Source organism: Proteiniclasticum sp., assembly GCF_032054185.1.
Lineage (GTDB): Bacteria > Bacillota > Clostridia > Clostridiales > Clostridiaceae > Proteiniclasticum.
Genome location: NZ_DAMBTF010000018.1, coordinates 1 through 12,664, shown reverse-complemented (window position 1 = coordinate 12,664; position 12,664 = coordinate 1). Strand labels below are relative to the sequence as shown.

Annotated in this window: 9 protein-coding genes and 1 pseudogene; 3 read left to right on the top strand and 7 right to left on the bottom strand. The window is 43.0% G+C overall.

All coding sequences use genetic code 11. The features are described from left to right. The first annotated feature begins 171 nt into the window (after nt 1-171). The 3 genes from RTX25_RS10360 to ade all read left to right on the top strand — a co-directional run bounded on the left by RTX25_RS10360 (nt 172) and on the right by ade (nt 4,859). Nucleotides 172-777 carry a superoxide dismutase gene (locus tag RTX25_RS10360; RefSeq protein WP_312653386.1) on the top strand — a complete coding sequence of 202 codons (606 nt, stop codon included), beginning with the start codon at nt 172-174 and terminating at the stop codon, nt 775-777. A gap of 191 nt (nt 778-968) precedes the next feature. Then, nucleotides 969-2,969, top strand: a complete 2,001-nt coding sequence (locus RTX25_RS10355) for a S9 family peptidase (RefSeq protein WP_312653385.1) — start codon at nt 969-971, stop codon at nt 2,967-2,969. Between the two features lie 144 nt (nt 2,970-3,113). Next, nucleotides 3,114-4,859 carry an adenine deaminase gene (gene ade, locus RTX25_RS10350; protein ID WP_312653384.1) on the top strand — a complete coding sequence of 582 codons (1,746 nt, stop codon included), beginning with the start codon at nt 3,114-3,116 and terminating at the stop codon, nt 4,857-4,859. Between the two features lie 88 nt (nt 4,860-4,947). On the opposite strand, the gene RTX25_RS10345 is transcribed toward ade, so the two are convergent. The 7 genes and pseudogenes from RTX25_RS10345 to RTX25_RS10315 all read right to left on the bottom strand — a co-directional run bounded on the left by RTX25_RS10345 (nt 4,948) and on the right by RTX25_RS10315 (nt 12,599). Next, nucleotides 4,948-5,451 (bottom strand): hypothetical protein, encoded by a 504-nt coding sequence (locus tag RTX25_RS10345; RefSeq protein WP_312653382.1) that lies wholly within the window; start codon nt 5,449-5,451, stop codon nt 4,948-4,950. Nucleotides 5,452-5,624: 173 nt separating this feature from the next. Next, nucleotides 5,625-7,058, bottom strand: coding sequence for a DEAD/DEAH box helicase (locus RTX25_RS10340; RefSeq protein WP_312653380.1), 1,434 nt, complete (start codon nt 7,056-7,058; stop codon nt 5,625-5,627). A 225-nt stretch (nt 7,059-7,283) separates the two neighbouring features. Further along, nucleotides 7,284-8,024: pseudogene (locus tag RTX25_RS10335) on the bottom strand (SDR family NAD(P)-dependent oxidoreductase). 139 nt (nt 8,025-8,163) lie between these two features. Next, nucleotides 8,164-8,400 (bottom strand): hypothetical protein, encoded by a 237-nt coding sequence (locus RTX25_RS10330; protein WP_312653378.1) that lies wholly within the window; start codon nt 8,398-8,400, stop codon nt 8,164-8,166. A 38-nt stretch (nt 8,401-8,438) separates the two neighbouring features. Further along, nucleotides 8,439-10,010, bottom strand: a complete 1,572-nt coding sequence (locus tag RTX25_RS10325) for an AMP-binding protein (RefSeq protein WP_312653376.1) — start codon at nt 10,008-10,010, stop codon at nt 8,439-8,441. Nucleotides 10,011-10,028: 18 nt separating this feature from the next. After that, on the bottom strand, nt 10,029-11,330 hold the full coding sequence (locus tag RTX25_RS10320; RefSeq protein WP_312653374.1) for a condensation domain-containing protein: 1,302 nt from the start codon (nt 11,328-11,330) through the stop codon (nt 10,029-10,031). 12 nt (nt 11,331-11,342) lie between these two features. After that, nucleotides 11,343-12,599, bottom strand: coding sequence for an SLC13 family permease (locus tag RTX25_RS10315; RefSeq protein WP_312653372.1), 1,257 nt, complete (start codon nt 12,597-12,599; stop codon nt 11,343-11,345). Nucleotides 12,600-12,664 lie beyond the last annotated feature (65 nt).

Below are 12,664 nucleotides of genomic sequence, written 5' to 3'. Positions count from 1 at the left end.
CACGTAAACTTTATTAACTAACTATGAATAAAGTAAATATTACCCGTAAATTTAATTGTATGCTATTGAATACGACTATCAGTTGGGTTATAGTTAGTACATGAAGTAAATGAAAACTCCCAGTCACGGGAGTTTGTGAAAGAAAAAAACAAAATTTGGAGGAATTAAAGAATGAAACATGAATTACCAAAATTACCTTATGAATACAGTGCACTGGAGCCTTATATCGATGCTCAGACCATGGAGATCCATTACAGCAAGCATCATCAGGCATATGTCGATAAGCTGAATTCCGCTCTTGAAAAATATCCTGAACTGCAGGAAAAGAGCATCAGAGAACTTATTGAAAATCTTGATGCGATTCCTGAAGATATCCGTACTGCAGTAAGAAACAACGGTGGCGGACACCTGAATCATTCCATGTTCTGGTCAATGATGAGAAATGACAGCCAGAAGCCTGAAGGTGAAGTGCTCGAAGCCATCAACAGAAAGTTCGGAAGCATGGAAGAATTCAAGACCCAGTTCTCCAATGCAGCAGCAACACGATTCGGATCCGGTTGGGCTTGGCTGGTTGTAAAGAACGGCGAACTGGAAGTTATGTCCACAGCAAATCAGGACAACCCTGTTTCTGAAGGATATGAACCAATACTTGGCTTAGACGTATGGGAACATGCATACTATCTGAAGTATCAGAACAAGAGACCTGAATACATTGAAAACTGGTTTAACGTGATCAACTGGGAACAGGTTGCAAAGTTCTACGAAGCCGCTAAATAAATAAACCCTTTAAATAATATATATTTTAACTGGCCTTAAGATTAAATTCCGCTGATTCCCCCGGCGGAATTTTTTTGTGCGTAAAAAGAAATACAGATAAAGAAACGGACATACAGAAATTCGATCGTATTCAAAAATATCTGTCAATTATCCTGTATATTTATTCTATAAACTATGTTATGGAGGTCATCATGAGAAATCTGACAATAGACGATTTTAAAAATTTCAAATTCCTTTCAGGGATCGAGCATTCCCCTGATGGAAAGCATGCAGCCTATGTCCTGCATGAAGTGGATATGGAAAACAACAGATATCTGTCCAATCTTCATCTTCTGCAGGTGGACAGCGGCGAAACAAAGAAATTGACTGCGTTCAATAAGGAATCCGGTTTCAAATGGCTGGACGATGAAAACATCATTTTCACCACCATAAGAGATGACAAAGACAAAGAAGAAATGGAAAGCTTAAAAGAATTCACTCAGGTGTACAAGATCAATATCCATGGCGGAGAAGCCGACAAGTATATCCGTTTCAACAAGAAAGTAACAAACTACGAGATTCTTTATAACGGCATGATTCTGGCCTCAGCGTATTATGACAGCAACAGCAAAGATCAGCTGACATTAGATGAAAAAGAACTTTCCGATGAACTGAAAAGACTGAAGGAAGAAAAGGATTATGAAGTTCTTGAAGAAATCCCCTACTGGTCCAACGGAAACGGATTTACTTCAAGAAAAAGAGACCGACTGTGCCTCTTTGATGAGAAGGGACAGTTTGTGGAGTATCTTTCCGGTGAGTACACAAATGTGGAAAGCATTAAACTGAATGAAAAGAAAGATCAGGCTGTAATCACCTCAAGCACCTTTATGGATAAGGAAGAACTCTACAATGAACTTTCAATATTCGATGGTGCCGGTATCGTAAAACTCGAGACTACAGGTCTTGCCATTTCATCCGCCGAATTTCTCTCCGAAAATAAACTGATCCTAAGCGCAACAGATATGAAGATTCTTGGCATCAACGAGAATGCCAAGTTCTACATCTACGATCTGGAAAAGGGAGAACTGAAACTCATCACAGAAGATCTTGATATATCTCTCTACAGTTCAGTAGGAAGCGACTCAAGGTATGGCGGAGGTAAATCCAGAAGAGTGGATAACGGTATGCTCTACTTCACCACGACTCAGGGAACCGACTCATATATCATGAAGGTTGATGAAAGTGGTAAGATCAGTGCGGTCATGACCGAAGAAGGTTCAGTGGACGCCATTAGCGTCCATAACGGTTCCATTCTTTATATCGGAATGAAGAACACTTCACTTCAGGAACTGTACGGGATACTCGATAAGGAAAATCAGAAGCTCACCTCCTACAATGACTGGGTCAAAGAAGAAATCAAGCTTTCCATTCCTGAACCGCTTAGTCTGGAAAGAGAAGACGGAGAATCCATCGACGGATTTATTCTTAAGCCTGTCGATTATAAGAAAGGCACGAAATACCCTGTACTTCTGGAAATCCATGGCGGACCTAAAACCGTCTACGGCAGCGTCTTCTATCACGAACTGCAGTATTTCGCAAACAGTGGCTACTTTGTCATTTTCTCCAATCCTAGAGGAAGCGACGGAAAAGGAAACGAATTCTCTGACATCAGAGGACAATACGGTATGATCGATTACGAGGATCTGATGAATTTCACAGATCTTGCCCTGGAAAAATATGAAGACATGGATAAGGACAATCTTTTTGTCACCGGCGGATCCTATGGCGGTTATATGACCAACTGGATCATCGGGCATACAGACAGATTTAAGGCTGCGGCTTCCCAGAGAAGCATCTCAAACTGGATCTCCATGTTCAATACCACAGATATCGGATTCTACTTCGCTGACGATCAGACTGCAGCTTCACCATGGGACAATCATGAAAAAATGTGGTGGCATTCACCCCTGAAATATGCGGACAACGTCAAAACACCTACACTGTTTATTCATTCTGAAGAAGATTACAGATGCTGGATGGCAGAAGGTCTGCAGATGTTCACCGCACTTAAATATCATGGTGTGGAATCAAGACTCTGTCTTTTCCGTGAAGAGAATCATGAGCTTTCAAGATCAGGTAAACCGAAACATAGAGTGAGAAGGCTTACGGAAATCGATGAATGGTTCAAGAAATTCATCAATCTCACCAACTAATACCGCTAACGTCTACACTCCTATATATTGAACCGGCTTTATGGCCGGTTCTTTTTTTACCGTATCTCTTGTGATATCAGTTTGACATCGGTAAAGATTTCCACTATAGTACTAATAATATAAAATTGCAGGTGGTGAATTTCGTTGAATAAAAATATACTGGTATCCCTCATCAAAAGCTCAAGCGGTGAAGAAACTTGCGATCTTGTTCTGAAAAATGCGCAGATCGCAGATGTCTTCAGCGGTGAAATCCTTCAAAGAAACATCGCCGTTAAAGACGGTTTTATCGTCGGTTACGGTGATCAGTACACAGGCAGAAAAGAGATCGATCTGAAAAACGCCTACGTTGTTCCAGGACTCATCGACGCCCACATCCACATTGAATCCACACTGGCGACCCCCAAGGAATTTTCCAGAGCAGCTACAAAGCATGGCATCACAACAGTCGTTATGGATCCCCATGAGATCGGAAATGTCATGGGCACATCAGGGCTGGATTACATGCTCGAAGCATCGGAAAATCTTCCGCTGGACTTTATGATGATGCTTCCATCCTGTGTCCCGGCAACTGCATTCGAAACATCCGGAGCCATACTCCATGCGGAAGATCTGAAACCATACTACGGTAAGAACAGGGTAGCCGGACTTGCAGAAGTCATGGATCTCAGCTCCGTAAAAAATACATCGGACGATATGATGAATAAGCTTCTTGATGCCCAGGCAAGCAATAAAACTCTCGACGGTCATGGTTCGGGACTGAGTCCAGCCGGCAATAATATCTACCGTACAGCAGGAATCTCTACTGATCATGAATGCACAACCATAGAAGAAGCAAAAGACAGGCTGGAGAAAGGGTTCTATATTCATATCCGTGAAGGATCCGTCGCAAAGAATTTTGATGCACTCATTCCTCTGGTAAACAAAAGCAGCTGCAGACGGTTCACCTTCTGTACAGATGACATCTATATCAGCGATCTCAATGAAAAAGGAAGTATCGACGATATGGTGAGAAGAGCCATACTTTATGGACTCGACCCTATTGATGCCATCAGAATGGCAACGATAAATCCTAGTGAATGTTACGGATTCAAGACAAAGGGTGCAGTTGCACCAGGTTATGAAGCGGATTTTCTGATTGTGGACAGCCTTGACGATTTTGTCATTTCTAAAGTTTTCAAGAACGGAAATCTCATATGGGAAAACGGCGAGCAGAAATTCAGTTACAAGGAAGATAAGCGCGAAGAAGTGACAAATACCATTAAGCTGCCAGATCTTACCAGAGAAGACCTTATGATCACCTCGAACTCAGGTAAACTGAATGTCATAGAAGTTTTTCCCAACAGTCTTCTGACCCGTCGTAGGGTGGTGAATCATGAAAAAAATACACCCTATATCATCTCTCCTGATGAAGATCTAGCGAAACTGATGGTCATTGAAAGACACGGCAATCACGGTAATTTCGGAATCGGTCTCGTCAAAGGTTTCCGCATGAAAAAAGGTGCAGTGGCCACGACTATCGCCCACGACTCACACAATCTGGTAGTGATGGGCACAGATGATCAGGATATGCTTGTAGCCATAAACAGAATCAAAGAAATCGGGGGTGGTATTGTAGTTGTATCAGAAGAGAAGATCATCTCCGAACTGAGACTCGATATCGCAGGTCTTATGTCCAGCGCCCCCCTAGAAGAAATAACAGATGCTCTTTCAAACCTTGAAAAAGCATCAGATGAAGTGTTTGAGCGCGTGGATTTCAATCCGTTCCTCACCCTATCTTTCCTGACCCTTCCTGTAATCCCTGAAATCAAGATTACCGATCAGGGACTTTATGACGCTAAAAATTCACGATTTATCGGAATAGATGAAACAGATTCTCCTGGTGATCGCTAATTAAAAATAATCGAACAAACTGAAAAGCCGGTCCTAAGAGCTGAACCATTAAATCGTTCACTCTTTCAGGCCGGCTTTTTGCTGACTGCTATTCTTTAATCAAGGTGATATTCTGAAGGGGTTCTAAGCTTTCTGCCTCTTCAATCTCTTCAATCTCTTCAATTTTTTCATAAAGAAGACACCTCAGTTTCAGTTCAATGTAGGAATATAATTTATCCCATGAAATCACGGTGAAGTTATGTGCGTATTCCACTGATGAAATGGCGGCGAATTCATCTTTCCCATCCATTTTTCTAAGGAGAAAATAAACGCCCTTATAGTTTATGACAAGAAGACGGTGAGAACACATATTCCTGCTGGTATTCACCTGATTATCCAAGCAGAAATGTCCAATATACTGAATAAGAGTCTCTCCCATACTGTCTATACTTGTTACAGCGTATTTACCCGTGACCCATCGATACCAGACATCATTCAGATTGATGAAATTAAAAAATTCATCATGATGGTTGAGTAATCGTCTAAGTGACGAAATTTCAACTTTTCTTTTTTCCTCAAGCAGATTTCTTCTTTTGTTCTCCTCGTTTTCCATAACTTTTCACCCCAGGCGTTTAATTATCTAAAAATTCTCATACCTAAGTATATCACAGTTTGGAACGGGCAATAATAACTTTAGGAAAACATTATGTAAAGCATTGCGCTCACAAAGATTCAGGCTATATAGAAAAAAGGAAGCAAAGTCTATCACACTCAGCTTCCTTTACCCTATTTTTTAGCCTTTTCCACTCTGACCGATTTCCCTTTGATCTTTCTTTCACTTAGACCCTTCAGTGCAAGTTCGCCTTTTCCGTTCATGATATCAATGTAGGAAACCATATCCATAACCTTAATGATTCCGATATCTTCCGGTTCGATACCCTCTATGGCATTTAGTGTACCAACAATATCTATGGGACGGATTTTCTTCTTTTTGCCTGCATTGATGTAGAGCTTTGTGATGTCGCTATGTGTAATGACCTTCGAAGGTCTGTTTCTTCTCAGATTTTTCTGGAATTCTCTGAATGCGTCTTTTTCATTTTTAAATGGACCGTAGTCAATTGTTTTCAGAGCGCCAAGAGAATGTCCGATATAGCCTTCAACTTCAGATACTTTTCTGGCATCATATTCCGTGATGAAATAGATGGCGAGACCTTCCTTGAAATTTCTGCCGGTTCTGCCTTTGCGGTGAACATAGCTTTCTTTTTCCACGGGAAAATCATAACTCAAGGAAATATCAAGATCAGAAATATCGATTCCTCTTGAAGCGACGTCAGTTGCCACAAGATAGGGAATTTCCTTGTTTTTAAATCGCTCCATCGCCTTCAGGCGATCTTCCTGCATCATACCCCCGTGGATTTTCAAGGCGTCAATATTGGCATCGCCAAGCTTCTGCTGAATTCTGTCGCATTCGTCCTTGGTGTTGACAAAAATAATCATCGATTTCGGTTTTCTGCCGTAAATGGTGGAAAGAAGTGCCTTCCACTTGTCCTTGACGTCCAGCTGATAATGGACTTCTTCGATATTCAGCTCATCATCCTTCGCCGCTTCAACAATCTTAAAATCAGGCGTGATCTTCATTGCCAGATCCCTTACATTCTCGGTAATGGTGGCAGAGAACATCATGGTCTGTCTGACATGTTTAAGGTGTCTCACGATATCCATGACCTCATCGGTGAATCCCCGATCCAGAAGCTCATCCACTTCATCAATGACAAGGTACTGTATGGCATCCGTATATATAGTCCCTCTTTTGATATGATCAAGGACTCTGCCAGGAGTGCCGCTGATGGCCTGATGTCTGTTTTTCATCTCCTTGACCTGCTCCTGGAAAGGCTGCTTTCCGAATACCGCCACACAGGAAAGCTTTTTATATCTGCCCAGAGTGTCATATTCATTTTTGATCTGAAGCGCCAGTTCTCTTGATGGAGCCAGAATCAGTGTCGAGGCTTTCGCCTCCTCCCATCTGGTCCTTTCCATTATAGGCATTAGAAAGGCCAGCGTCTTTCCGCTTCCTGTTGAGGATGACCCCAGAATATTTTCTCCAGCAAGGGCTAAAGGCCCCACTTTCTCCTGTATTTCAGTCAGTTCCTTAAAACCGAGGCTTTCCACCGCTTTTAAGATCTCACTATCTAAATTGATGTTTTTAAATTCTTTACTCATTCTTTCTCCCTGCTGTCAGGCTTACCCTGCTCAGCTTTTTATCATGACTGCATAGACTCATTATGACCTGATTCTCATGCACATCAATCACCTGCAATAAAATAGCATACAATGTTTACCATTCATTATATGATAAGCATCAAGGACATGCAAATTTCTTTTCTCTTATTCAACTGATCTGTTATCTGCCTAAGGACAAAGAAAAACCGGTCTGATTTCTCTGTCTTATCTGAAATCCTGACCACCGTTCACCTGGATCACTTCGCCCACCAGATATTCAGCTTCAGGAGATGCCAGAAAATAGATGACATTTGCTACATCTTCCGCTTTACCCAGTCTTCCCGCAGGTATTCCCTTAACCCAGGAATCCAGAAGCTCTCTGCTTGTAGTGCTGTGAAAATCCGTATCGATGGTGCCTGGAGAAACCGCATTGACCCTCACTCCAAATGGAATCATTTCCTTTGCAAGTCCTCGGGTAAAGGCAAGAAGTCCGGATTTCGTCACCGCATAGGCACAAGCTCCCGGTCCTCTGCCCATATAGGCTGTTATGGAGGTGATGTTTATGATACTCCCTCGACTTTTTTTCAGGTGGGGAATCGCAGATCGTGAAGCGTAAAAGGCACTGTTCAGGTTCAGATCCATAACCCTGTTCCAGTGATCTGTCTCCATTCCTTCAATCGACTTTCTGCCCAGAAGTCCTCCGGCATTATTGACCAGTACATCAAGACGCCCAAAGTGTTCTGATACAGACTAAATGAGCATCTCCACTTCCATTTCTTTTGTCACATCAGCTTTGAAGTATACTGCAGTATATCCCTCTTCCTTCAGTTCCTTTACGGCTTCAATTCCACGCTCTTCATTATTTCCATTTATTGCCACAAGACAGCCTTTTTCTGCGAACTTCCTCGTAGATGCAAAACCTATTCCTCGTGTACCCCCAGTGATCAATACTACTTTCTGCTCCATCAGTTTTCTCCTTTGTTTCTTCTTTTCTGTTATTATATCCTGAACTCTCAAAGAAAATCAAAATCACTCCGTGATATAAAATCTCCTCAATACAGAAACATCCGCACAGCATTTTTTCTGCCGTGCGGATCATCATTTTTCATATTCTTCTGATCAGGGAAAGAATATGCTCAAAGGATCGGAAATCATCATTGCTGAAACTTCTACTGTCAATTCTTTTCCCAAGATTCTCTTCCATATGAATGACCATATTCATCATCGTCAGAGAATCCATCAGCCCATTTTCAATAAGATCTAGATTGTACTGTTCTTCCTTAAGCTCTATTCCGACTGCATCATTCAGTGCATCAGTGACGATTTTTCGGTAATCTTTCATAACGGCTCCTTTCATACAGTAATCTTTCGTTTCTCCATCTATTTAGCCAGAACAGCTGATGCCTCATTCATCCTCTTATACACCTTTTCCATCTGTTCTTCATGGAACATACGGATGGCAGCCCTGTCGATCTTTCCGCTGGTATTGGTCTTGAACTCCGGAAGTATCATGATCTTCTGAGGAATCATATAAAGCGGTAGATTTTCTCTAAGCGCCTTCTTTATCGTGATGACCGTAGTCAGGTGATCTTGAGTTTCTTCCTTCAATGTAATATAGGCAATCAGTGCGTTCACCCTGCCATCTTCTGTAGCCATCGGCCGTACAACACACTGATGGACAATGTCCAGAGAAGAGACAGCAGATTCCACTTCCTCAAGTTCCACACGATTTCCACCGATCTTGATCCGGTTGTCCAGTCTGCCGGAGTAGTAGAGCAGTCCTTCTCTCCTGACCATTAGATCACGTGTATGAAATCCACGTCTTCCATCGGGCAGATGAAAGAATGCCGCATCAGTTTCCTTCGTATTTTTCCAGTACCCGTCACATAGTCTTCTGGAAAGAATGACAAGCTCCCCTTTTACTCCATCCTTCACTTCATAACCATTTTCATCCCAAAGACAGGCTTCAATGGCTGGAACAGGTCTGCCTAAGGGGATGATATCAGTTTTTATGCTGCAGAATTCCTCTTTGGTTATACAGTTGCCCACCGCTACGGTTGTAAGTTCTGTCGATGCATACTGGATACATACAGAGATCTGCGGAAAGCGGTCAAAAAGTTCTCCGATGAGTTTTCTCGAACAGACTTCACCCGCAAGCGCCACGCCTTTAAGCTGCGGCATACTCTCCTGAGAAAACCGGCTATCCGAAAGGAGCATGGCGCAGGTGGTTGCAATTACGCCCAGATAATCCGGCTTCACTTTGAGATAATAGTCGACAAGTCTTCCAGGGTCTTTCTGGATTTCGCAGGGCACCGCATACATCCGGGAACCCATAAGGGTCATCGTACGATACACATGCTGCATGTGAGCTGAGAACATGTACGAAAAGTTGTTCATGACCCTCATTCCCGGACCACCGATATAATAGATATCCGGTGCAGTCAGGAGATTTTCAAGATCACCTAGACAGTTGATGACCCCTTTAGGTGTACCGGTACTGCCTGATGTATAAAGCAGTGCAAGCATTTCGTCATACTTCAGCCAGTGGTTTTTATGGACTCTGTTTCCTAGTCTCTTATCAATGATGATTCCGATTTCCTTTTCGGACTGTCTCTTCAATGGTGTTGAATAAAGAAGATCCGTATGAAAAGCAATGATCAGCTCTGCGTCAGAATCTCTGGCAATGAAATCAGCCCGTTTTTCCGGAACGGATGTGGTCAGCGGCACATAGGCACGACCGGATTTCATGCATGCGAAAAGACAGGTGAGCATATCATTCTCCTTATCCCCAATAAGAAGCACAGAGGCCTTCGGCGATAAGGTCTCCAGAAAATAGGTGGCAAGAGCGTCAGAGCGGGCATGAAGCTCAGAAAAAGACATTGTTATGCCATCCTCATCCACAGCACAGATCCTGTCCGTCTTTGCCTGCTCAATTAATGCTTCCAGTATCATATCAATCCCTCCATAGATTTACTTCAGCACTTCCCTCATAGGAAGATCCGGTTCATGCAGAAGCAGAGTCAGAATATTATAGTTGGATGACAGCAGTTTCTCAATCGTGTTCTCACTGAACCGTTTAGTCTGATATCTCAGCTCAAGGGTAACCCTCTCTTCTTTCGGCACATCAAAGATCGCCGCATAAAACTGTGAGACATTGGTATTGGACCAGAACATACGCCCTTTTGGATCTGCATCCACAAAAGCAGATTCATAGTCCATCTGGGAGAACAGAATCCAGCTGTGGTTGAAATTCATGCCATGACTCATACAGAGCGCATAGGACAGCGGAGTGAAATCAAGGCTGCTGTATCTCAGATGACGAAGCATCTCAAGATTATCCTCATAATTCTTTCGGCAGAACTCAGTGAACGATTTACTAGGGTCCACACTGTACATCATCACAGGACTGTTCATCATGCATCCCATGGTACGCCTCAGCACCCCGTCGTTACGTCCATAACTTAAGGTAGCCATGGAAAAGCGTGTTGCCGCGGTAATACTATTTGCCGTCATGGCAGAGCCTGACATAAGTGCAGAAGATACGGATAGTCCATTATCTCTGCAGAAAGAAACAAGCTTTCTGTAAAGATCACCCTCCACAGTAATACTCTTAGTATCGCAGTGAATCTTCATGGAACGGGATCCGGCGGGAAACGAAAAATCCTTATGATATCTGAACACTTTTTTCCAGTATGCTCTGTCCTCTTTGAACTGTGGAGATTTCCGGTAGCTACGCTCCTTCTCCACATGATCCCTGTAGGATCCAGGTTCCTTTACAATACCTGTTTCTCCAGTCGTATAGAATCTGTCCAGAGCTCTGATCTGATTGGCCATCAGCTTCATGCTGTACCCGTCTGTCAGAAAATGGTTCATCTGAATCCAGAGCGTAAATCCGTTGTCTGCTCTTTCAAGAATACGAAAATCGTAAAGCTTATCCTTCAGCAGTCTTACATCATTATCCTTTGCTTTCATAAGCCATGACTCATATGTCTCATCATCATCAAATTTCAGTAAAGGAAACACTTCCTTCTCATATGGAGCGATATACTGTTTCCATTTCCAGGGAAAATGATATACAGGTCTTAGTCTAAATGCATCATTCTTTTCAAGAAGCTGATTACCGATTTTACTTAGAAGCTCAGCCGAACCTTTCTTCCACTCAAAACAGCACGTAAGGGTGTTTAAACGTCCGCTGTTCTTTAAATCGGAATTGGAGAGAAGACCGATAATGAGGGTATACTGTGACATCGATAGCGGAAACAGATCTGGCATGAAACTCCCTCCTCACATAATACTGAGCACTGCAGGCAGCCATAGGCCAAGAAGCAGTGTCCATACGGTAGATACGATCACTCCTGCAACAAAAAGATCTCTGATTTTATAGTACTTTGTTGAATAGGCAACAATCACAACAGGGTCAAATGGAATGAGCAGTACGCAGCTTGCCATGACTGCAACAGAAAATGTCACGATACGCGGATCGAAATCAAGGGATACGGCGAGCCCTGCAAAAGCGACTGCGTAAAGCACCACAATGGCTGATGCCGTCGGAATGAGAAGATGAGTCCAGTTCACAATTGCAGCAATTAAAATAATGAAAACAAAAATACCTGTGCCTACAAATACTGTAGAGACATTTCCGACAATCCAGTCTGTAAGTCCTGTAGATACCAGTGCAGCACCAACGGATAAAATCGCGCTGCAGATCAGGATGGAATCCCATCCGGTTTCTTTTGTATACTCCTTCCATGACATCATGTCGAGTCCTGGAAGGAAAAAAGCTGCAAGAGCGAATACAGAAACCACGGTCACATTAAGCCATGGTACCCATGAAGTAAGAATCCAGAGAATGAAGGTCAGGCCGAGAAGCATCATAGTCTTGATGTCGTACAGGCTGAACTTTTTCTCATGGCTGACCTGACTGAGTGCCAGCTGCATTTTTTCTTCAGGCACATTCTCCGGTCTGAAGAGAAGGTTCAATACCGGAATGGAAATGAAAATCATAGCCAAAGATAGCGGAATACCGATCATCATCCATTCCACAAATCTGATTTCAACGCCGGTCGCCTGCTGGACCAGCTGGATGGATAGGATATTCAGTGAGCTTCCAGCAGGAGTCATCATCCCCCCGTATACCGCACCAAAGGGAACCGCAAGCAGCAGTGCGCGACCGAGTCTGCTTTTTCCAGGCTCCTCACCCATAGCATACAATACCCTTGTGCAGATTCCCGTCATGATGATGGCGCAGGGAACGTTGGAAACAAGAGAAGATATGACTGCTGTGCAGAACATGAATGCTCCGATGAGCAGAACAGATTTTCCATTTGTCTTGCTGAGCATAAAGTATGCAAGGCGATGAGGAAGAGATGATTTAAGAAGAACGATGGAAATTCCATAGCAGGCCATGAGAAAAAGAAAAAGTGTTGTCATGGAACTGCTCAGAGCAACCTGCAGAGGCACAACCTTCATAAGAGATAGAAGAACGATGAGAAGCGGAGCCGTAATCCCGACAGGAATCGGTTCTGTAATAAGCAGGATCATTGTAAGCGGTCATTAAAAGCATGGATTTAAAGCAGTGTGGATCCATGAGATAATCTTCTTGATTA

What these genes read in the sequence shown, in the direction of transcription:
- RTX25_RS10330 (WP_312653378.1), bottom strand. Translation starts at nt 8,400, where the DNA reads ATGAAAGATTACCGAAAAATCGTCACTGATGCACTGAATGATGCAGTC.
- RTX25_RS10340 (WP_312653380.1), bottom strand. Translation starts at nt 7,058, where the DNA reads ATGAGTAAAGAATTTAAAAACATCAATTTAGATAGTGAGATCTTAAAA.
- RTX25_RS10345 (WP_312653382.1), bottom strand. Translation starts at nt 5,451, where the DNA reads ATGGAAAACGAGGAGAACAAAAGAAGAAATCTGCTTGAGGAAAAAAGA.
- RTX25_RS10320 (WP_312653374.1), bottom strand. Translation starts at nt 11,330, where the DNA reads ATGCCAGATCTGTTTCCGCTATCGATGTCACAGTATACCCTCATTATC.
- RTX25_RS10360 (WP_312653386.1), top strand. Translation starts at nt 172, where the DNA reads ATGAAACATGAATTACCAAAATTACCTTATGAATACAGTGCACTGGAG.
- RTX25_RS10315 (WP_312653372.1), bottom strand. Translation starts at nt 12,599, where the DNA reads ATGATCCTGCTTATTACAGAACCGATTCCTGTCGGGATTACGGCTCCG.
- RTX25_RS10325 (WP_312653376.1), bottom strand. Translation starts at nt 10,010, where the DNA reads ATGATACTGGAAGCATTAATTGAGCAGGCAAAGACGGACAGGATCTGT.
- RTX25_RS10355 (WP_312653385.1), top strand. Translation starts at nt 969, where the DNA reads ATGAGAAATCTGACAATAGACGATTTTAAAAATTTCAAATTCCTTTCA.